Source organism: Bombella sp. ESL0380, from assembly GCF_009725805.1.
Classification (GTDB): domain Bacteria; phylum Pseudomonadota; class Alphaproteobacteria; order Acetobacterales; family Acetobacteraceae; genus Bombella; species Bombella apis.
On sequence record NZ_WNIH01000005.1, the window covers coordinates 108669 to 128616 of the forward strand.

The 19948-nt window shown below is 57.8% G+C and carries 24 protein-coding genes; 3 read left to right on the forward strand and 21 right to left on the reverse strand.

Annotated features, from left to right (window positions below):
• The first annotated feature begins 47 nt into the window (after positions 1-47).
• The 3 genes from GM608_RS06180 to GM608_RS06190 all read left to right on the forward strand — a co-directional run bounded on the left by GM608_RS06180 (position 48) and on the right by GM608_RS06190 (position 8508).
• Positions 48-3236, forward strand: a complete 3189-nt coding sequence (locus GM608_RS06180; RefSeq protein ID WP_086431355.1) for an efflux RND transporter permease subunit — start codon at positions 48-50, stop codon at positions 3234-3236.
• Positions 3233-6490, forward strand: a complete 3258-nt coding sequence (locus tag GM608_RS06185; protein WP_333645240.1) for an efflux RND transporter permease subunit — start codon at positions 3233-3235, stop codon at positions 6488-6490. The genes GM608_RS06180 and GM608_RS06185 overlap by 4 nt, the downstream gene beginning before the upstream one ends.
• Positions 6491-6987: 497 nt before the next feature.
• Positions 6988-8508, forward strand: coding sequence for an efflux transporter outer membrane subunit (locus GM608_RS06190; protein ID WP_043558323.1), 1521 nt, complete (start codon positions 6988-6990; stop codon positions 8506-8508).
• Positions 8509-8850: 342 nt separating this feature from the next.
• On the opposite strand, the gene rplQ is transcribed toward GM608_RS06190, so the two are convergent.
• The 21 genes from rplQ to rplV all read right to left on the reverse strand — a co-directional run bounded on the left by rplQ (position 8851) and on the right by rplV (position 19946).
• Positions 8851-9267 carry a 50S ribosomal protein L17 gene (gene rplQ, locus GM608_RS06195; RefSeq protein WP_043557864.1) on the reverse strand — a complete coding sequence of 139 codons (417 nt, stop codon included), beginning with the start codon at positions 9265-9267 and terminating at the stop codon, positions 8851-8853.
• A gap of 44 nt (positions 9268-9311) precedes the next feature.
• Positions 9312-10331: a DNA-directed RNA polymerase subunit alpha gene (locus GM608_RS06200; protein WP_043558320.1), complete on the reverse strand. Its 1020-nt coding sequence runs from the start codon at positions 10329-10331 to the stop codon at positions 9312-9314.
• A 142-nt stretch (positions 10332-10473) separates the two neighbouring features.
• Positions 10474-10866 (reverse strand): 30S ribosomal protein S11, encoded by a 393-nt coding sequence (gene rpsK, locus GM608_RS06205; protein ID WP_043557862.1) that lies wholly within the window; start codon positions 10864-10866, stop codon positions 10474-10476.
• Between the two features lie 50 nt (positions 10867-10916).
• Positions 10917-11294, reverse strand: coding sequence for a 30S ribosomal protein S13 (rpsM, locus tag GM608_RS06210; protein WP_043558318.1), 378 nt, complete (start codon positions 11292-11294; stop codon positions 10917-10919).
• A gap of 204 nt (positions 11295-11498) precedes the next feature.
• Complete coding sequence (locus GM608_RS06215) at positions 11499-12077, reverse strand: adenylate kinase (RefSeq protein ID WP_043557861.1); 579 nt, start codon at positions 12075-12077, stop codon at positions 11499-11501.
• Complete coding sequence (gene secY / locus GM608_RS06220) at positions 12074-13450, reverse strand: preprotein translocase subunit SecY (protein ID WP_043557860.1); 1377 nt, start codon at positions 13448-13450, stop codon at positions 12074-12076. The genes GM608_RS06215 and secY overlap by 4 nt, the downstream gene beginning before the upstream one ends.
• A gap of 94 nt (positions 13451-13544) precedes the next feature.
• Positions 13545-14033 (reverse strand): 50S ribosomal protein L15, encoded by a 489-nt coding sequence (gene rplO / locus GM608_RS06225; protein ID WP_043557858.1) that lies wholly within the window; start codon positions 14031-14033, stop codon positions 13545-13547.
• Position 14034: 1 nt separating this feature from the next.
• Positions 14035-14226, reverse strand: coding sequence for a 50S ribosomal protein L30 (gene rpmD / locus GM608_RS06230; protein WP_043557856.1), 192 nt, complete (start codon positions 14224-14226; stop codon positions 14035-14037).
• On the reverse strand, positions 14219-14788 hold the full coding sequence (gene rpsE, locus GM608_RS06235) for a 30S ribosomal protein S5 (RefSeq protein ID WP_043557855.1): 570 nt from the start codon (positions 14786-14788) through the stop codon (positions 14219-14221). The genes rpmD and rpsE overlap by 8 nt, the downstream gene beginning before the upstream one ends.
• A gap of 12 nt (positions 14789-14800) precedes the next feature.
• The gene (gene rplR / locus GM608_RS06240) at positions 14801-15163 is read right to left on the reverse strand and encodes a 50S ribosomal protein L18 (protein WP_043557853.1); all 363 of its coding nucleotides are present in this window, start codon (positions 15161-15163) and stop codon (positions 14801-14803) included.
• Positions 15163-15699, reverse strand: coding sequence for a 50S ribosomal protein L6 (gene rplF, locus GM608_RS06245; RefSeq protein ID WP_043557852.1), 537 nt, complete (start codon positions 15697-15699; stop codon positions 15163-15165). Before rplF ends, rplR begins: the two co-directional genes overlap by 1 nt.
• Positions 15700-15708: 9 nt before the next feature.
• Complete coding sequence (rpsH, locus tag GM608_RS06250) at positions 15709-16107, reverse strand: 30S ribosomal protein S8 (RefSeq protein ID WP_043557850.1); 399 nt, start codon at positions 16105-16107, stop codon at positions 15709-15711.
• 13 nt (positions 16108-16120) lie between these two features.
• A complete protein-coding gene (gene rpsN, locus GM608_RS06255; RefSeq protein WP_043557849.1) occupies positions 16121-16426 on the reverse strand; it encodes a 30S ribosomal protein S14 in 306 nt (101 codons plus the stop codon).
• 131 nt (positions 16427-16557) lie between these two features.
• Complete coding sequence (rplE, locus tag GM608_RS06260; RefSeq protein ID WP_043557848.1) at positions 16558-17124, reverse strand: 50S ribosomal protein L5; 567 nt, start codon at positions 17122-17124, stop codon at positions 16558-16560.
• A 10-nt stretch (positions 17125-17134) separates the two neighbouring features.
• Positions 17135-17455, reverse strand: a complete 321-nt coding sequence (gene rplX, locus GM608_RS06265; RefSeq protein WP_081562857.1) for a 50S ribosomal protein L24 — start codon at positions 17453-17455, stop codon at positions 17135-17137.
• Positions 17455-17823, reverse strand: a complete 369-nt coding sequence (rplN, locus tag GM608_RS06270) for a 50S ribosomal protein L14 (RefSeq protein ID WP_043557844.1) — start codon at positions 17821-17823, stop codon at positions 17455-17457. Before rplN ends, rplX begins: the two co-directional genes overlap by 1 nt.
• Before the next feature lie 12 nt (positions 17824-17835).
• The gene (gene rpsQ / locus GM608_RS06275; RefSeq protein WP_043557843.1) at positions 17836-18111 is read right to left on the reverse strand and encodes a 30S ribosomal protein S17; all 276 of its coding nucleotides are present in this window, start codon (positions 18109-18111) and stop codon (positions 17836-17838) included.
• Positions 18112-18124: 13 nt separating this feature from the next.
• On the reverse strand, positions 18125-18361 hold the full coding sequence (gene rpmC, locus GM608_RS06280; RefSeq protein ID WP_043557842.1) for a 50S ribosomal protein L29: 237 nt from the start codon (positions 18359-18361) through the stop codon (positions 18125-18127).
• Positions 18362-18363: 2 nt separating this feature from the next.
• Positions 18364-18780: a 50S ribosomal protein L16 gene (gene rplP / locus GM608_RS06285; RefSeq protein ID WP_043557840.1), complete on the reverse strand. Its 417-nt coding sequence runs from the start codon at positions 18778-18780 to the stop codon at positions 18364-18366.
• A 59-nt stretch (positions 18781-18839) separates the two neighbouring features.
• A complete protein-coding gene (gene rpsC / locus GM608_RS06290) occupies positions 18840-19517 on the reverse strand; it encodes a 30S ribosomal protein S3 (protein WP_043557839.1) in 678 nt (225 codons plus the stop codon).
• A gap of 3 nt (positions 19518-19520) precedes the next feature.
• On the reverse strand, positions 19521-19946 hold the full coding sequence (rplV, locus tag GM608_RS06295) for a 50S ribosomal protein L22 (RefSeq protein WP_043557837.1): 426 nt from the start codon (positions 19944-19946) through the stop codon (positions 19521-19523).
• Positions 19947-19948 lie beyond the last annotated feature (2 nt).

Below are 19948 nucleotides of genomic sequence, written 5' to 3' on the forward strand. Positions count from 1 at the left end.
AGGATGCCCACGCCCCTTTCCTGCCCGCCGACCGGAAGCCCGAGCCCGTGAATCCCTCGCGCATCTTCATCGAACGTCCCGTTGCCACCAGCCTGCTCATGCTGGCCATCATGCTGGCCGGTGTGCTGGGGTACCACTTCCTGCCCATCTCGGCCCTGCCGGAAGTGGAATATCCCACCATCACGGTCTCCACCTTCTATCCCGGTGCCAGCCCGGACGTGATGAGCACCTCCATCACCGCCCCGCTGGAAACACAGCTGGGACAGATGGCCGGGCTGGACCAGATGACCTCACAGTCCTCCGGCGGCGCCTCCGTCATCACGTTGCGCTTCGGGCTGAACATGAAGATGGACATTGCCGAGCAGGAAGTGCAGGCCGCCATCAACAATGTCGGCTCCCTGCTGCCCAGCGACCTGCCTGCACCCCCCATCTATGCCAAGGTCAACCCGGCGGACACGCCTGTCATGACGCTGGGCATCACCTCCCGCATCATGCCGCTGCCGGAGGTGGAGGATTACGTCAACACACGGCTTGTCCAGAAGATCAGCCAGATTTCCGGCGTCGGGCTGGTGACGCTCTCTGGAGGCAACCGCAAGGCCTACCGGGTGCAGATCAATGTTCCAAAGCTGACCTCCTACGGCATTGCACTGGATACGGTCCGGACCATCATCGGCACAGTCAACGTCAACTCTCCGACAGGGACCTTCGATGGTCCCCAGCACGCCACCTCCCTGCGGATTGACGGGCAGATACAGTCTGTCGAACAGCTGATGGACCAGGTCATCGCCTATCAGAACAATGGGCCCATCCGCCTCCGTGATGTCGGGCGCGTGGTGGAGGGCGCAGAAAACAGCCAGCTTGCCGCCTGGGCCAACAGGACACCGGCTCTCATCCTCAACATCCAGCGGCAGCCCGGTGCCAATGTCATTGCCGTGGCGGACAATGTGCTGGCCATCCTCCCCCGCCTGAAACAGGAACTGCCACCGGGCATCGACATCATCCCCCTGACCGACCGCACGACCACCATCCGGGCGTCCGTCAAGGATGTGGGGTTCGAGCTTGTTCTGGCCATGCTGCTCGTCGTGGGGGTCATCTTCGTCTTTCTCTGCAATGTTCCGGCCACCATCATTCCGGGTCTCTCCGTCCCCCTCTCGCTGATCGGCACCCTGTCGGCGATGTACATGCTGGGCTTCTCGCTGGACAATCTGTCCCTCATGTCCCTCACCATCGCCTCCGGCTTTGTGGTGGATGATGCCATCGTGGTCATCGAGAACATTTCCCGCTTCGTGGAGGCTGGGGACGACCGCTACACTGCGGCCCTGAAGGGCGCAAAGGAAATCGGTTTCACCATCATCTCCCTGACCGTCTCCCTGATCGCCGTCCTCATTCCCCTGCTCTTCATGAGTGACGTGGTAGGCCGTCTCTTCCACGAATTCGCCATGACGCTGGCCATCACCATCACCATCTCGGCCCTGGTCTCCATCACGCTCGTGCCCATGATGTGCGCCCGGATGCTGAGCGAGCATGGCCCCACCAGACATGGCCATACCCGCCGTGAAGGTCGCCTGGCCATGTTCGCCCGAAAAACCGGCCAGATGATGGACTGGTGCATCCGCCATTATGACCATGCTCTCGGCATCGTCCTGCGGCACCAGCCCCTGACACTGCTCACCACGCTCGCCAGCCTCATCATTACCGGCCTGCTGGCCTGGTCCATCCCGAAAGGCTTTTTCCCCCCGCAGGATACGGGAGTGATCCAGGGTATTTCCATCATGCCAGCCAACATCTCTTTTGAAGGCATGAAGAAAAAGCAGGCCGAACTGGGAGCGCTCCTCCTCCAGAACCCGGATATTGTCAGCCTCTCCTCCTTCATCGGGATTGACGGCCAGAACATGACACTCAATTCCGGCCGTTTCCTCATCAATCTCAAGCCCAAAGAGATGCGGACCCACTCACTGGCAGAGATACAGGCCGGACTGGAAAAAGCCGCCACAGCCCTGCCGGGAGTTCACCTTTATACCCAACCCGTACAGGACCTCTCACTGGAATCATCCGTTTCGGCCATGCAGTACCAGTTCCTGCTGGAAACACCCGATTATGATGACTTCTCCCTCTGGGTGCCCCGCTTCCTTGATGCGCTGAAACATGAACCCTCTCTGGGAGGGGTCACCTCCGACCTTCAGGCGGATGGTCTGACCGCCATGCTGACGCTGGACCGGACCAACGGTGCCCGCTACTCCATCACCCCGCAGACGGTTGACAACCTGCTCTATGACAGTTTCGGCCAGCGGCAGGTGTCCACAATCTACACGCAGTCCAACCAGTACCGCGTGATTCTGGAGACGGACCCACGCTTCCAGAAACATGAAAGCAGCCTCTCCCAGCTCTATCTGCCCGGCATCTCTTCGGAGGCCGGAGGCAGCACGAGCGGCCCCAGCCGCCAGCCCACATCGGGACTGGTCCCGCTCCTCCAGGTCACGAGCCTTTCCCGCATCGTGTCTCCCCTGCTCATCACCCATTACGGGCAGTTCCCCGCCACGACGATCTCCTTCAATGTCGCACCGCATCATGCGCTGGGGGAGGCCACGACAGCCATTGACCATATCCGCCAGAAGATAGGCCTGCCCGCCACATTCCAGACAGCCTTCCAGGGGACAGCAGCCGCCTTCCGGAATTCCCTGACCAATGAGCTGGGGCTGGTCGTTGCTGCCATCGTGGCCGTTTATATCGTGCTGGGTGTGCTGTATGAGAGCTTCATCCACCCCGTGACGATCCTTTCGACCCTGCCCTCGGCGGCCATCGGTGCCCTGCTCGGGCTGTACGCATTCGGTATGCCGCTGGACATCATGGGCATCATCGGCATCGTGCTGCTCATCGGCATCGTGAAGAAGAACGCCATCATGATGATCGACTTCGCCCTCCAGGCCGAACGTCAGGACGGGCTGGCACCTCCCGAAGCCATACGCCAGGCCGCCCTGCTGCGCTTCCGCCCCATCCTCATGACAACCCTTGCTGCCCTCTTTGGGGCGCTGCCGTTACTTCTCAGTGTCGGGACAGGGGCGGAGCTGCGCCGCCCACTGGGCGTGGCCATCGTCTTCGGGCTGATGCTGTCCCAGCTTCTCACCCTTTTCACCACACCTGTCATCTATCTCTTCATGAACCAGTGCAGCCTGAGGGTGAAGCGCTTCTTCCGTACCTCAGCCGATGACAGCGGCCTGCCTGCCGATACACCGTGAGTCTGATCCGCCTCTTCGTCACCCGGCCTGTCGGCACCATCCTCATGACACTGGCCATGTTCCTTGCAGGCTGCATCGGCTATGTGAACCTGCCTGTCTCCGACCTGCCTGATGTCGATTTTCCGGTTGTCATGGTCATTGCCAACCAGCCGGGCGGGTCTCCCTCCGAAATCGCCAGCACGATTGCCGAACCACTGGAGCGCCACCTTGGCGCCATCGCTGGAATCCGGGAGATCACCTCCCAGTCCACCGTGAACCAGACCCGGATTCTTCTCCAGTTCGATCTCTCCCGGGACATTGACGGGGCTGCCCGGGATGTACAGTCCGCCCTGCGGGCCGCCCGGCAGGACCTGCCCACCACCCTGCGCAGCGACCCAAGCTACATGAAGGCCAACGCAAACGGGCCGCCCATCATGGTCCTTTCGTTGACTTCACCCACCCGCACGCCGCAGCAGCTCTATGATTTTGCCAACAATGTCATCATGCCCGGCCTCAGCCAGGTCGAAGGGGTAGGCAATGTGGACATCCATGGCAGTGCGCTGCCTGCTGTCCGGGTGGAAATCAACCCCCTGCGCCTCTTCCGTTACGGCATCGGCTTTGAGGACATCCGGGCCGCCCTGACCTCCGCCAACGCCCATACACCAAAGGGCTTCATAGAGCTTCAGGGGCAGCGCCTCATCCTTGCCACCAACGACCAGGCCACGAAAGCAGGTGCCTACCGGTCTCTCATCATCGCCTACCGCAACGGCCAGCCTGTGCGTCTCTCCGACGTGGCTGATGTCGTGGACAGTGCAGAGGACCTCCGACAGGCCGGTTATGTCAACGGTGAGCCGGACATCATCTGTACCGTCTATCCCCAGAGCGGGGCCAATGTCATCAGAACAACCGATGGACTGAAAGCCCGCCTGCCCCAGCTGCGCACGGCCCTGCCGGGCAATACGAAGCTGGACCTCCAGCTGGACAGGTCCATCACCATCCGGGCCTCTCTGGCCGATACGCAGCGCACGCTCATCCTGTCCGTCATTCTGGTCGTATTCGTGGTGCTGCTCTTCCTGCGGGACGGTATTGCCGTCCTCATCCCGGCCATTACTGTTCCCGCCTCCATCGTCACCACATTCGCCCTGATGGATCTCCTTGGTTATCAGCTCGACATCATGTCGCTCATGGCCCTGACTATCGTGACCGGCTTTGTGGTGGATGATGCCATCGTCGTGCTGGAAAACATCACCCGCCACCGGGAAATGGGCAAGACAGCCCAGCAGGCTGCCATAGAAGGCACCGGAGAAGTCATTTTCACCGTCATTTCCATCACACTGTCGCTGATCGTCGTGTTTGTGCCCATCCTGCTCATGGAAGGGATATCCGGCCTGTTCTTCCACGAATTTGCCATGACGATCATTCTGGCACTCTGCGTCTCCATGCTGCTCTCCCTCAGCCTGACCCCCATGCTCGGGGCCCTGCTGCTCGCCCCGGGGGACAGATACCGCCCCAGTCTGGTCCGGCGAGGCCTGCGCTGGTGTGGGGCCAGGCTGGATGATGGCTTCCGGATGCTGACAGCAGGCTACATGAGGTCACTCCATGCCATCATGCGCCATCCCGTACCCGTACTGCTCTCCCTGCCTCTCAGCCTGCTGCTGGCAGGCTGGCTCTTCGTCATCCTGCCGAAGGAACTGTTTCCCCAGCAGGATGAAAGCATGCTCATGGGACGGCTGGTAGCTGACCAGGACATTTCCTTCCATGCCTTGCAGGCCCTGACCATCCGGGTGGAAAAGCGGCTGGCAAAGGACCCGGATGTCGTCAGTGTCATTGGGGGGCCGGGCAAGCGTTCCGCCAACTCCGTGAATCTCTTCGTCACGCTGAAGCCAAAAGCCGAACGGAACGATGATATTTCCGCCACGGTCAGCCGGCTGAATCACATATTCCGACACAGGGCCGGTTTTTCCATCAGGTTGCGCCTGCCCAGCATGATCGGCGGGGGGGCACGATCAACAGACGGCGCTTATCAATACAGCCTTCAGGGCGACTCTGCGGAGGAGCTGTATCAATGGACACCCCGGGTCGTGACGGCGCTCTCCCACCTGCCCCTGCTCTCGGACGTGACCTCCGACGTGGAGGAAGGTGGCCGTGGCATCACGCTGGCCATCAACCGGGACATGGAGGCCCGCTACAGCATCACACCACAGCTTGTCAGCAACGCCCTGTACGACGCCTTTGGCCAGCGGGCTGCCTCCATCATCTATGAGCCCCTCAACCAGTACCGTGTCATCATGGAAGCTGCGCCCGTTTTCTGGGCCGATCCCGCTTTTCTGGAACAGATGCGTGTCAGTATTACAGGGGGAACGGCCAACGGGGCCTATGCGTCCAACAACATCCGTGTCCGGGCCAGCAGCCGCCCTGCCACCATGTCGCAGAGCCAGCTTTCCTATCTGAATTCCGTGGCTAATGCTCTGGCCGGTGGCCGGTCAGCCTCCAATGGTTCGGCTGTTACCACCAGCAGCGAAACCATGGTCCCCCTGCCATTGCTCGGACCGCTGAAAGCAGTCAATGCGCCGCTTGCTGTCAACCATCAAGGCCAATTTGTCGCCACGACCATCTCCTTCAATCTGGCACCGGGGGCCAGCCTGGGACCCGCCATACAGGCGGTGGAAGGCACCATGGTCCGCCTTCACCTTCCCCACACCATACAGGGGGGATTCACCGGCAACGCCGCCAGTCTGAAAAAATCCGTCAGCCGGGAGCCACTCCTGATCCTCACAGCACTGGTAGCCGTCTATGTCGTGCTGGGCATCCTGTATGAAAGCCTGATCCACCCACTCACGATTCTCTCCACACTGCCTTCTGCCGGTGTGGGGGCTCTGTTGACCGTTGATCTGTTCGGGCAGCCTTTTTCACTTCTGACCCTGATCGGCGTCATTCTGCTCATCGGCATCGTCAAGAAAAATGCCATCATGCTGATCGACTTTGCCACCCATGCCCGCCATCAGGGCAAGACGGCAGAGGAAGCCATTCTCACAGCCAGCCATCTGCGTTTCCGCCCTATCCTCATGACAACGGCAGCCGCTGCCCTCGGAGCCGTTCCACTGCTTGTCGGTGGTGATTATGGCAGTGAAATGCGCCAGCCCCTTGGCCTCGCCATCCTGGGGGGACTCTGCCTCAGCCAGCTTCTGACACTCTATACGACACCACTTGTCTATCTGTCACTCGACCGGCTGAGCCACAGGGTGCAGCGTTCACTCTTCAGGAAACATACATGACGTAATCTGCCCTCCGTATTGGAAAAACAAAAATCTCCTCCAATACGCCATGACAGATGTGATCGAATCATTCCCTAGAAAGAAAATTGCTTCAGAAAGACTGAAATACCTGATGGTTGTATGCATCGTATCTTATATATTCTTTTTTGGATCAAACCGATGAAGAAATCATAAATTCAGCCATGCGTGGGGACCGACAGACCTGTGACGGAAGGAATAGGCATCCACATACAGACCTGTCATCACACCACATTCAGACAGGCTGAGCTTGTTAAAAATTCTACTGCACATCTTTTACCATCCTGGCTCAGTCATGCAAAACATCACATCCTGCCTTTCTTTCCCCACAAGATACCGCTAGCACCTTACCGGGCTTCCCTCAGCTCGCTGATATTCTTTATTCCAAAAACGTAATAATGCTCATGAACATGCCTCCATCTGATATAACACCTCCTCACACAACACATTACCTTATCCATCATCACGCCCGGATTTTCATGTCGCTTCCCTTTCGTGCCCTTCGCTCTGCCGTTCTGACAACAGGCCTGCTTGCTACACTGGGGGGCTGCATGGTCGGGCCGGATTATCACCGGCCAAAAGCGATCATCTCCTCACGCTTCAAAGAAGCCCCTCCACCTGAGGGCTGGACAAAAGCCAATCCGGCCATGAGCAACATGCCCAAGGGAAACTGGTGGACCGTTTTCAATGATCCCACGCTGAACGGACTGGAAGAGGAAGTCAGCCGTTCCAACCAGAGCCTGAAGCAGTATGAGGCGCAATACCGCAAAGCACGGGCCATGATCGACTCCGTGCGGGCCAGCCTTTTCCCTACCCTCAACGGCAAATTCGGCTTCAACCGCAATTCCAGCGGGGGCAGGACCATCAGCGGCCTGAATGCCGAACCCCATACCTTCGTCAACACCACCAACACCTGGACCATGGGGCCCAGTGCCAGCTGGACGATTGACGTCTGGGGCATGATCCGGCGGCAGATAGAACAGCAGGTCAGCTCGACACAGTCCAGCGCAGCCCTGCTGGCCAACATGCAGCTCTCCTACCAGCTGGAGTTGGCCACCGATTATATGAACCTGCGTTATCAGGACAGCCTGATTGACCTCTTCACACGCAATGTCGGCCTATACCAGCATAATCTGGAGATTCTCAGCAACCAGCTGGCCGCCGGTGTCGCCGACCCCACCAGCGTGCTACAGGCCAAATACCAGCTGGAATCAACCCAGGCCAGTCTGGCCAACGCCCATGTGGCCCGTGCCCAATACGAGCATGCCATAGCCGTACTGATCGGCCGTCCTCCGGCTGACCTGACCATTCCCCATGCACCGCTGCCCTTCACGCTGCCACCCATTCCACAGTTCCTCCCCTCCGACCTTTTGCAAAGGCGACCAGACATCGCCCAGGCCGAGCGGGAAATGGAAGGATACAATGCTGAAATCGGGTACGAGATCGGGGCCTTCTATCCGCAGATCACCCTGTCAGCCAGCTATGGCTACAGCGGAAATCCTATCCAGCATCTGATCCAGCTGGCAACACGCACATGGTCGCTCGGTGCAGCCGCCAGCGAGACCCTCTTCAATGGTGGGGCCCGTTCCGCTGCCGTACGGGAAGCCGAAGCCGACTACGACAACGCTGTTGCCAATTACAGACAGGTCGTGCTGAAGGCCCTGCAGGATACGGAGGACCAGCTCTCCAACCTGCATTATCTCGGCGACCAGATGACCTACCAGAATCAGGCTGTAGAGAGCGCACAGCGGGCCGTGGAAGTCTCCATGAACGAGTATCTGGCCGGAACACAGATATACACCACTGTCATCACGGCGCAGCAGACAGCCCTGCAATATGAAGAATCCCGCCTTCAGATACAGCAGCAGCGCCTCAACAGTGTCATCCGCCTCATCACCGATATTGGTGGCGGCTGGAGCACAGACCAGCTCCCCAGCAAGGATTCCCTCCAGACTGACAATCCCTTCCTGCCCAGCTTCATCCAGAAAGACAAAAACTGACCGCATCAAAAAAGGCGCCCTCTCCTCTGGGGAGAGAGACGCCTTTCCACGAGGACATGATTCTGTCCCGTGCCTTCAGGAAGGCTGCTGCTCCTGACAAGGCTTCTTCTTTCGGCCCAAAAGTATCCCTACGAAAAAAGCAAATCCAGTCCATCCCCAAGGATGGTCCATTACCAGATCCTCAATTACGTCCTGCACCATCCCCAGAATCGGGCTGCTTACGTCTTTCAGATTAGAACTCATGGCATTACCTGCTTTTCTATCGGGTACTCTTACCCCGTGAAAAAAGGCCGATGCCTGATGGCACCGACCTTTCCTTTATTCTCCCATTGGAGAAAAAGCTCAAGCAGCTTCCTGATCTTCTTTCTGAACAGGGCCGCTATCTTTGCCCTTGGCCTCGACATCACGCTCGACCAGCTCAATCACGGCCATGTCGGCATTGTCGCCATAGCGGACGCCAGCCTTCAGCACACGGCTGTAGCCACCTGCACGGCCTGCATAACGCTTGCTCAGCTCAGAGAAGAGCTTGGTGACGATGGCATCATCACGCAGCTGGGCAAAAGCCTGACGACGTGCATGAAGTGTGCCACGCTTACCCAGCGTGATCAGCTTCTCGACAACCGGGCGAAGCTCTTTGGCCTTCGGCAGAGTCGTGGAGATCTGCTCATGCTTGATGAGCGCAACAGCCATGTTGCGGAACATCGCAGCGCGATGAGTGGAGGTGACGCCAAGTTTACGTCCGCTCAGATTATGACGCATGTTGTTTCCCTAATCCTTCTACCCGAACTTCCCAGCCGGGGTTCTTAGAATGTCTCGTCGAGACGCCGGGCCAGATCCTCGATGCTCTCCGGCGGCCAGGCCGGGACATTCATCCCCAGCGAAAGCCCCATGCCTGTGAGCACTTCCTTGATCTCATTCAGCGACTTACGACCAAAATTCGGAGTCCGCAGCATTTCCTGCTCGCTCTTCTGCACGAGGTCGCCAATATACACAATATTGTCGTTCTTCAGGCAGTTTGCGCTACGCACGGAAAGCTCAAGCTCATCCACCTTACGCAGAAGGTGACGGCTGAACGGCAGATCATCCTGCGGCTCTTCATTCTGAACCGGACGCGGCTCATCGAAATTGATGAAGAGCTGAAGCTGATCCTGCATGATGCGGGCAGCCAGTGCCAGTGCGTCTTCCGGAGTGACGACTCCGTTTGTCTCGACACTCAGCAACAGCTTGTCATAGTCGGTGACCTGTCCAACACGGGTCGGCTCCACCTTGTAAGACACACGCTGCACCGGCGAATAGATCGCATCAATGGGGATCAGCCCGATCGGTGCATCATCCGGACGGTTGGCAGAAGCAGGGACATAACCCTTGCCCATGTTCACCGTGAATTCCATGCCAAGCTTGACATCATCGTCAAGCGTGCAGATCACCAGCTCCGGATTCATGATCTCAATGTCATGGCCCGTCTGAATCTGCCCAGCCTTCACTTCTCCCGGCCCTGTTGCCGTGAGAACCATACGCTTCGGGCCCTCACCATGCATGCGCAAAGCAAGCTGCTTCACATTCAGCACGATGTCGGTCACATCCTCACGCACACCCGCAACGGATGAGAATTCGTGAAGGACCCCGTCAATCTGGATGGCCGTAACAGCAGCACCCTGAAGGGAGGAAAGAAGAATACGACGCAGGGCGTTGCCCATCGTCAGGCCAAAGCCACGCTCAAGCGGCTCTGCAACGATGGTTGCCATACGGGAAGGAACCGGGCCAGGCTCGACTTCAAGCTTCTCCGGTTTGATGAGAGACTGCCAATTTTTCTGGAGAACCAAGATCATGGCCTTTCAAACAACGAAGCCCGCCACAGGATGGCGGTGCCAGGCCCGCACTGTCGTGCGGTACGAACTCACCAAGGTCAATCTGGCTGCACCATCCATTCGTGACAGCCAGACCTACCAGATTTTTGCGTCCAGATCAGACGCGGCGACGCTTGCGCGGACGGCAACCGTTATGCGGCACCGGCGTCATGTCGCGGATGGATGTGATCGTGAACCCGACAGCCTGAAGGGCACGCAGAGCGCTCTCACGCCCTGAACCAGGACCGGAAACCTCAATCTCCAGCGTTTCCATGCCATGCTCGCGGGCCTTGCGCCCTGCATCCTCGGCAGCAACCTGAGCTGCATACGGGGTGGACTTGCGGGAGCCCTTGAAACCCTGTGCGCCGGAGGAGGACCAAGCGATGGCGTTGCCCTGGGCATCAGCAATCGTGATCATCGTGTTATTGAAGGTGGAAAGAACGTGAGCAACACCGGAAATGATGTTTTTACGTTCCTTCTTACGGATACGCGGTGCGGCAGCCTTGGCCATAGTATGCTTGTCCTATTAAATCTGCGATAGGGTGAAAGAAGCGGCGCCTATCAGCGCGTTGCCTTCTTCTTACCTGCAATGGCAACAGCCTTACCCTTGCGGGTACGGGCGTTGGTATGCGTACGCTGACCACGAACCGGCAGACCACGACGATGACGCAGGCCACGATAGCAGCCAAGGTCCATCAGACGCTTGATGTTCATCGCCGTCTCACGACGGAGATCACCCTCCACACGATAATCGCTATCGATCAGGTCACGAATCTTCGTCACCTCATCATCAGACAGCTCATTCACGCGCTTGGCATTGTCGATACCGAGCTTCTCACAGATAGCCTGTGCGCTCGAAGGACCAATGCCATAAACATAGCGCAGACCGATGACCACCCGCTTGTTGGTCGGAATGTTTACGCCGGCAATACGTGCCACGCCAATTCTCCCATCCACACGGCCCAAAGCCGTGTTTACAAAAATCTTTGTCTGACCGGACCATGGCCGCTCACCGGCGTCGGTCCCCAGAACGATTCCAGCCCCACCATCAGGGCCGTACGCTCACCTTATGCTGGGCGAATATACTGCCCTGCCAGACAAGTCAAACCATAAAGATCACTTTTTCGTGATCAGCTCATTCATTCAGGAGCCTGCCCGATCGAGAATGGCATCAATCGCCCTCCCGACTGTTTCGACATCCTGCATACCATCAATGCGGTTCAGACGACCGTTCTGCTCATAATAGGGCAGGATGGGGGCCGTCTGCTTCCGGTACATCTCCAGCCGGGCATGGATCACCTCAGGATGATCGTCAGCCCTGCGAGAGCCATCTTCATGCTGCCGTTCAGACAGACGCTTCACCAGCGCTTCCTCACTGACCTCCAGAAGAATGACTGCATCAATCTTAAGCCCCTGCTCCTTCAGCATGGAGTCCAGAATCTCTGCCTGGCTTTCAGTCCTCGGGAAACCATCAAGGATGACACCCTTTCCACAGTCAGGCTGAGCGATACGGTTTTCAATCATCTGAACGATGATCGGATCAGGAACAAAATGCCCCTTCTCCATCAACGCCTTCACCTCCACACCAATCGGTGACTGCGCCTTCACCTCGGCACGAAGCATGTCCCCTGTTGAGATCTGCTTCATGCCCCGGCTGTCTTCAAGACGTTTTGCCTGTGTCCCTTTGCCCGCACCCGGCGGGCCAAGAAGAATGATGTTCACCGTAAGTTCCTTCTTTCCTTGCCCGCCCGGCCACGGGCTCCCTTCCGGCCACGCTGCTTGCGGATGAGCCCCTGATACTGATGGGCCACCAGATGGGACTGGACCTGTGTGACCGTATCGATCGTCACGGAGACAATGATGATCAGACTGGTTCCCCCAAAATAGAACGGCACATTATATTTGTTGATCAGGAACTGCGGCAGCAGACAGACCAGCACCATGTAGGCGGCACCGATAGTCGTCAGCCTTGAGAGAATCCGGTCAAAATAACGGGCCGTATTCGCACCCGGCCGGATACCCGGTACAAAACCACCCTGCTTTCTCAAATTCTCAGCTGTCTCTTCAGGATTGAAGGTTACCGCAGCATAGAAATAGGAGAAAAAGACGATCATGAAGGCATAAAATGCCATGTAAAGTGGCTGCCCCTGGGAAAGCCACTGCCCGACATGCCCCAGAAATCCACCATTGTTATGCATGAAGCCTGACAGCGTTGCCGGCACCAGCAGAACGGATGATGCAAAGATCGGCGGGATGACCCCGGCTGTATTGACCTTCAGCGGCATGTGCGTGGAATCGCCACCATAAATGCGGTTACCCACCTGCCTCTTGGGATACTGGATCACGACACGCCGTTGTGCCTGCTCCATGAACACGATGAAGGCAATGACAGCCAGCGCCAGCAGCAGGAAAACCACGACAAAAACCGGAGACAGCGCGCCAGTACGTCCCAGCTCCAGCAGGCTCCCCAGCGCATGAGGCAGGTTGGCCACGATACCCGAGAAAATGATCAGGGAAATACCGTTCCCGATACCCCGGGAGGTTATCTGCTCACCCAGCCACATCAGGAACAGGGTTCCCGTTACCAGCATCACGACATAAGAGACGAGGAAAGTCGGACCCGGCGAGATGACAGCACTGAGCCCTGCCTGCGTGTGCATGCTGCTCAGCCCCATGGCAAAGCCATAGGCCTGCACGATGGCGATCAGCACCGTCAGATAACGGGTATACTGGTTCAGTTTTTTGCGCCCACTCTCCCCTTCTTTCTTCAGCGCTTCCATGGAAGGCAAAGCCGTGGAAAGAAGCTGGATGATGATGGATGCACTGATGTAGGGCATGATGTTGAGAGCAAAAATGGTCATGCGCCCCAAAGCGCCACCCGTGAACATGTCAAACATGCCCAGGATGCCACCCTGCTGCTCCCCAACAAGCTGCCCCAGCACAGAGGCATCAATCCCCGGAACCGGGATGAATGTTCCCAGTCGATAAACAATCAACGCACCCAGCGTGAACCAGATCCGTTTTTTCAGCTCCGTCGCCTTCGCAAAGGCACCCATATTCAGGTTACCGGCCAGCTGTTCTGCGGCAGAAGCCATCTCCCCGTCCTTTCATGAAAACAGCGCCACCGCACATCGTACGGGACGCTGTTCACTAGTTCACCGTCGTCCCAGCAGGCTGGGCAGGACAGGCTCAGGCTTCAGCCTGAGCATCCTTCTTTGCGGCCAGAACCTTCACAGAGCCACCGGCCTTCTCCACTGCAGCCACAGCAGCAGCAGAAGCACCGGACACTTCAAAGTTCACGCCTTGAGACAGTTCACCTTTTGCCAGAAGACGCACACCAGCAACCTTGCGGCTACCGACCAGACCAGCCTGGTACAGTGCTTCTTCCGTCACAGGAGCAGAGGCGGAAAGCTTGCCAGCCTCCAGAGCCTTGCTCACTGCACCGATATTCACCGCAGCATATTCCTTGCGGAAAATGTTGACGAAGCCACGCTTCGGCATACGGCGATAGATCGGCAGCTGACCACCCTCAAAGCCATTGATGGCCACGCCGGAGCGTGCCTTCTGACCTTTGTGACCCTTTCCGGAGGTCTTGCCCTTGCCGGAACCGATACCACGCCCGAGACGCTTCTTGTGATAGCGTGCCCCGGCGTTGTCGCGCAATTCATTCAGGTTCATATCAACCCTCCACCTTCACCAGGTGGGACACCTTGCGGATCATGCCACGGACAGAAGGGGTATCCTCCAGCTCACGGCTGGAACCGATGCCACGCAGGCCCAGCCCCTTCACCGTTTCCGCCTGACCCGGTTTGGAACCGATCACAGAAGCGATCTGCGTCACCCGGATTGTCTTGCCTTTTGTCTCAGACATTGGCAGCCTCCGTCTCTGACTGCTCACGACGTCCGAACAGCTCGAATGTCTTCTTGCCACGGCGGGCCGCAACCTGACGCGGGCTGCTTGCACGCTCAAGAGCGTTGAAAGCAGCTTTGATCATGTTGTGCGGGTTCCGGGTCCCGAGGCTCTTGGCAACAACGTCGCTGATGCCCAGGCTCTCGAAGACAGCACGGATCGGACCACCAGCGATGATCCCCGTACCAGCCTCAGCTGCACGAACGACAACCTCACCAGCACCGAAATGGCCCACTGCATCATGATGCAGAGTCCGGCCTTCTTTCATCGGTACACGGATCATGTTGCGACGGGCGCGCTCGGTTGCCTTACGAATGGCTTCCGGCACCTCACGGGCCTTGCCAGCACCGTAACCGACACGACCCTTCTGGTCGCCAACAACGACCAGAGCCGCGAAGGCGAAACGCCGACCACCCTTAACAACCTTGGCGACACGGTTGATGGTTACCAGCTTGTCAACCAGCTCATCACCCTGCTCGCGCTCACGACCACCACGGCCGCCTTCTCTTGGCTCACGTGCCATGTGTGATCCTCCTTAGAAAGACAGCCCGCCCTCACGGGCAGCCTCTGCCAGGGCTTTCACCCGGCCATGATAGAGATAGGAGCCACGGTCGAACACGACTTCCTTGACCCCAGCCTTGACAGCGCGCTCGGCAACGAGCTTACCGATAACGGTAGCTGCTGCGATATTCGCACCCGTTTTACCGGCTTCACGAACACTCTTCTCAAGCGTAGAGGCGCTGGCCAGCGTAATTCCACGGGCATCGTCGATGACCTGGACGTGGATATTCTTGCTGGAACGGAAGACCGACAAACGCGGCCGGCCGCCGCTCTTGCGACGAAGCTGGAAACGCAGCCGCTTGCGGCGGCGTTCCTGCAATCCTTGCAGCGATGCCATTACTTCTTCTTACCTTCTTTCTGACGCAGAACTTCGGTCTCATACCGGACACCCTTGCCCTTGTAAGGCTCGGGCTTGCGGAAGCTGCGGATATCCAGAGCTACCTGACCAACGCGCTGCTTGTCGTTACCTTCAACCAGAATGGCTGTCGGGCGGGGCGTCGTGATTTTCACATCGGACGGGATCGGATAGATCACATCGTGAGAGAAACCGAGGTTCATGACCAGATTGGAACCCTGAACAGCAGCACGGAAACCCGTACCCTGGATCTCAAGCCCCTTCTGGAAGCCCTCAGAGACACCTTTGATCATGTTGGCGAACACCGCACGGGATGTCCCCCACATCGTCCAGCTCTTGTTGGTACGACCACCCAGCGGAGACACGGTAACCTTGCCGTCGGCAATCTTCACATCAACATGAGAAGATACCGGCACGCTAAGCTCACCACGTTTACCCTTGACGCAGAACATACCGTCCTTGACAGCTGCTTCCACGCCTGCGGGGAGGTCAATAGGATATTTACCTACGCGAGACATATTCCCTCCTTAGAAGACGCGGCAGAGGATCTCGCCACCAACATTGGCAGCCCGAGCCTCGACGTCTGAAAGAACACCGCGCGGCGTGGAGAGGATGGAAACACCCAGACCAGCATAAACACGCGGCAGCTCTTTGATTTTGGAGTACACACGGCGACCCGGACGGGACACGCGATGAATCTCGCGGATCACCGGCTGACCATCTGTGTACTTCAGCTCGATACGGAACTGGGAAATGCCCTTGCGGACTTCCTCGGTCGTGTAACCGCGGATATATCCTTCGCGTTTCAGTGCTTCAAGAACACTGGCACGCAGCTTGGACGCCGGAGCAACGCAGGCAGCATGGCGGGCACGCTGAGCGTTACGGACCCGGGTGAGCATATCACCCAAAGGATCAGACATAGACATTCAGACTACCCTTTTACCAGCTGGACTTGACCATGCCGGGGATCTGCCCCGTAGAAGCAAGGTCACGCAGAGCAATACGGCACAGTTCAAACTTGCGGTAGTTCCCACGGGGACGACCGGTCAGTTTGCAACGCAGGCGCACACGGGTCTGGGACCCATTACGCGGCAGCTTGGCCAGTTTAAGTGTCGCTTCGAAGCGCTCCTCCATGGAGAGAGAGCGGTTCTTGATAGTATTTTTGAGAGCGGTCCGCTTTTCAAGGTCACGCTGCGCCATGGCAGCACGACGATTATTACGGTTCACCGCAGAGACTTTCGCCATCTCGAATCTTCTCCCGGAACCTGTCAGGCCTATCCCGACGGTTTTCCAATCACCGGACTTGTAACGGAAACTCCCCCCTCATGTGAAGGGGGAAAGTCCATTTTCCCGTGATTGATACGAAAAATTGTCGCTCAGGACACGAACGGCAGATCAAATGCCTTCAGAAGAGCCTTCGCTTCTTCATCAGTTTTTGCCGTTGTCACAAAGATGATGTCCATACCACGGATGGCATCAACCCTGTCATAATCAATTTCCGGGAACACGATCTGCTCTTTCAGACCCATGGCAAAATTGCCACGGCCATCAAAGCCCTTGTTCGCCGGAAGACCGCGGAAGTCACGGATACGCGGCATGGCGATCGTCACCAGACGATCCAGGAACTCGTACATGCGAGCCTTGCGCAGCGTTACCTTACAACCGATCGGCAGCCCTTCACGAATACGGAAGCCCGCAACAGCCTTGCGTGCCACAGTCTTGACCGGCTTCTGACCAGAGATCAGAGCCATCTCTTCAACAGCGGCATCCAGCTTCTTCTGGTCAGCAGCAGCCTCACCGACCCCCATGTTCAGGACAATTTTCTCCAGTTTGGGGATCTGCATGTCGCTCTTATACCCGAACTGCTCACGCAGCTTGGCGCGGAGCTTGTCCTGATATTCCTGCTGCAGACGGGGCAGAACGGCACTCTTGTTATCGCTCATCGTTCGCTCCTCAGCCTTCGATCACTTCGCCGGTCACCTTGGCAACACGGACCTTGCGACCATCTTCCAGAACACGGAAACCAACACGGGTCGGCTTACCACTCTTCGGGTCGATCAGCTTCAGATTGGACAGATGAACAGGCATCTCACGCTCGATGATGCCGCCACCCTCGCCCATACGGTTCGGCTTGGAGTGGCGCTTGGCAACAGCCACGCCACGCACCACAGCCTTTTCCACCTTCGGCAGAACGGAAAGGACTTCCCCACGCACACCGCGGGAACGCCCTGTCAGGACCAGAACCTGATCACCTTTTTTGATACGTGCAGCCATTACAGCACCTCCGGAGCCAGGGAGATGATCTTCATGAACTTGCGGGCACGCAGCTCACGAACAACCGGGCCAAAAATACGCGTACCAATCGGCTCCTGCTGCTTGTTCAGCAGGACAGCAGCGTTCCGGTCAAAGCGGATGGCGGAGCCATCTGCACGACGCACCGGGTAAGATGTGCGAACGATGACAGCCTGATGGACGTCACCCTTCTTCACCTTCCCGCGGGGAATTGCTTCCTTGACGGATACGACAATGATGTCGCCGACCGAGGCGGTCTTCCTCTTGGAGCCACCCAGCACTTTGATGCACTGCACCCGACGTGCACCGGAGTTGTCAGCTACGTCAAGGTTGGTCTCGGGATGAATCATGTGTCTACCCCCTTATGCGCCGACAGAAGTCGAAGCGGCCTCGGCAACATCGACTCCATTACGGGAAACGACCGTCCACGTCTTACGCTTGGAGAGAGGTGCGCACTCAACGATGCGGACCACATCACCAACCTTGCATGCATTGGCGCCATCATGCGCTGCATACTTCTTGGAACGGCGGATAAACTTTTTATAGAGCGGATGCATGACACGACGATCAACAAGAACGGTCACCGTCTTGTCCATCTTGTCACTTGTCACCCGCCCTGTCAGGACGCGCCTGGGCATCGTCCGTCTCCTCTCAGGACTTGGCGGCGGACGTTTTTGCGCCCGCACGGTTCTTCGACTGGTTCAGCAGTGTCTTGATGCGGGCGACAGCACGACGCACGATCCTGACACGGCTGGTGTTCTCGGACTGGCCTGTAGCCGCAGAGAAACGCTGGTTGATCTGCTCACGCTTCAGATCCAGCAGGAGAGCCTTGAGCTCATCCTCGCTCTTTGCGCGCAGCTCGGCAACCTTATAGGTCGTCTCAGCCATTCTCAAGCCTCCCCGATACGCTGAATGAACTTGGTCTTGATCGGCAGTTTTGCAGCTGCCAAGCTAAGAGCCAAGCGAGCAACCTCCGGCGGCACCCCTTCAATTTCGAAGAGGATACGACCCGGCTTCACACGGGCTGCCCAGTACTCGGGGTTACCTTTACCGGAACCCATACGCACTTCTGCCGGCTTTGTCGAGACCGGAGTGTCAGGAAAAATACGAATCCAGACACGTCCGGCACGCTTCATGGCACGCGTGATGGCACGACGGGATGCCTCGATCTGACGAGCCGTGATACGCTCAGGCTCCAGAGCCTTCAGACCATACGCACCGAAATTCAGCTGCGTACCGCCCTTGGCCATCCCATGAATGCGGCCCTTGTGGGCCTTACGAAACTTTGTCCGCTTTGGAGAAAGCATGATTTTCTATCCTCACATCAAGCACCTCGGATAAAAGACGGGGGAAGCCCCCCCGCCCCTTAACGCTGAGGAGCCTGCTCCGCAGCACGACGGTCCTGGGCCATCGGGTCGTGAGCCAGGATCTCACCCTTGAAGATCCAGACCTTCACGCCGCAGGAACCGTAAGTGGTGTGCGCTGTAGAAGTCCCATAGTCGATGTCGGCACGCAGCGTATGCAGCGGTACACGACCCTCACGATACTGCTCGTCACGAGCGATCTCGGCGCCACCAAGACGTCCACTGCATGTCACGCGGATACCCTGGGCACCCAGACGCATTGCAGACTGGATGGAGCGCTTCATCGCACGGCGGAAGGCCACACGGCGCTCCAGCTGCTGGGCGATGTTGTCTGCCACCAGAGTCGCATCGATTTCCGGCTTGCGGATCTCGACAATATTCAAAGCGACATCAGCCTTGGCCATGGCGCTGAGGGTCTTGCGCAGGGCATCAATGTCCTGACCCTTTTTGCCGATGATCACGCCAGGACGTGCGGCGTAGATCGTCACACGAGGCTTCTTGGCAGGACGTTCGATGACCACACGGGAAACACCAGCACCCGAAAGCTTCTTGCGCAGGAAAGAGCGCAGCTTCAGATCCTCATGGAGCAGACGGGCATAATCCCCGCCTGCATACCAGCGGCTGTCCCATGTACGATTGACACCGAGCCGAAGCCCGATCGGATTAACCTTATGTCCCATAGATCAGGCTGCCTTCTGCTCTTTTGAGTTCTTGCCGGCCTTCGGAGCTTCCTCAGCTTCAGCGCGCTCAGCAACAACAATCTTCAGGTGGCTGAAAAACTTCTCAACACGAGCAGAACGACCACGGCCCCGTGCATGGAAGCGCTTCATCACGATCGACTTGCCAACCTCAGCAGTCTTCACCACCAGCTTGTCAACATCAAGCTGATGATTGTTTTCTGCATTGGCCACGGCACTCTCAAGAGCCTTCTTGACCTGCTGGGCGATACGGCGACGGGAGAACGTCAGCGCAGCGATTGCCTTGCCTGCCGGCTGGTTGCGGATCGTGGCAGCAACCAGATTCAGCTTGCGTGGGCTGACACGGATGTTGCGGGCAACAGCCTGTGCCTCTGTATCAGCCAGGGTACGGATATGCTTAGGCTTACTCATGC

What these genes read in the sequence shown, in the direction of transcription:
- GM608_RS06190 (WP_043558323.1), top strand. Translation starts at nt 6,988, where the DNA reads ATGTCGCTTCCCTTTCGTGCCCTTCGCTCTGCCGTTCTGACAACAGGC.
- rplQ (WP_043557864.1), bottom strand. Translation starts at nt 9,267, where the DNA reads ATGCGTCATAATCTGAGCGGACGTAAACTTGGCGTCACCTCCACTCAT.
- rpsK (WP_043557862.1), bottom strand. Translation starts at nt 10,866, where the DNA reads ATGGCCAAGGCTGCCGCACCGCGTATCCGTAAGAAGGAACGTAAAAAC.
- secY (WP_043557860.1), bottom strand. Translation starts at nt 13,450, where the DNA reads ATGGCTTCTGCCGCAGAACAGCTGGCCGGTAACCTGAATATGGGTGCC.
- rplO (WP_043557858.1), bottom strand. Translation starts at nt 14,033, where the DNA reads ATGAACCTGAATGAATTGCGCGACAACGCCGGGGCACGCTATCACAAG.
- rpmD (WP_043557856.1), bottom strand. Translation starts at nt 14,226, where the DNA reads ATGTCTGAGACAAAAGGCAAGACAATCCGGGTGACGCAGATCGCTTCT.
- rpsE (WP_043557855.1), bottom strand. Translation starts at nt 14,788, where the DNA reads ATGGCACGTGAGCCAAGAGAAGGCGGCCGTGGTGGTCGTGAGCGCGAG.
- rplR (WP_043557853.1), bottom strand. Translation starts at nt 15,163, where the DNA reads ATGGCATCGCTGCAAGGATTGCAGGAACGCCGCCGCAAGCGGCTGCGT.
- rplF (WP_043557852.1), bottom strand. Translation starts at nt 15,699, where the DNA reads ATGTCTCGCGTAGGTAAATATCCTATTGACCTCCCCGCAGGCGTGGAA.
- rpsH (WP_043557850.1), bottom strand. Translation starts at nt 16,107, where the DNA reads ATGTCTATGTCTGATCCTTTGGGTGATATGCTCACCCGGGTCCGTAAC.
- rpsN (WP_043557849.1), bottom strand. Translation starts at nt 16,426, where the DNA reads ATGGCGAAAGTCTCTGCGGTGAACCGTAATAATCGTCGTGCTGCCATG.
- rplE (WP_043557848.1), bottom strand. Translation starts at nt 17,124, where the DNA reads ATGAGCGATAACAAGAGTGCCGTTCTGCCCCGTCTGCAGCAGGAATAT.
- rplX (WP_081562857.1), bottom strand. Translation starts at nt 17,455, where the DNA reads ATGGCTGCACGTATCAAAAAAGGTGATCAGGTTCTGGTCCTGACAGGG.
- rplN (WP_043557844.1), bottom strand. Translation starts at nt 17,823, where the DNA reads ATGATTCATCCCGAGACCAACCTTGACGTAGCTGACAACTCCGGTGCA.
- rpsQ (WP_043557843.1), bottom strand. Translation starts at nt 18,111, where the DNA reads ATGCCCAGGCGCGTCCTGACAGGGCGGGTGACAAGTGACAAGATGGAC.
- rpmC (WP_043557842.1), bottom strand. Translation starts at nt 18,361, where the DNA reads ATGGCTGAGACGACCTATAAGGTTGCCGAGCTGCGCGCAAAGAGCGAG.
- rplP (WP_043557840.1), bottom strand. Translation starts at nt 18,780, where the DNA reads ATGCTTTCTCCAAAGCGGACAAAGTTTCGTAAGGCCCACAAGGGCCGC.
- rpsC (WP_043557839.1), bottom strand. Translation starts at nt 19,517, where the DNA reads ATGGGACATAAGGTTAATCCGATCGGGCTTCGGCTCGGTGTCAATCGT.
- rplV (WP_043557837.1), bottom strand. Translation starts at nt 19,946, where the DNA reads ATGAGTAAGCCTAAGCATATCCGTACCCTGGCTGATACAGAGGCACAG.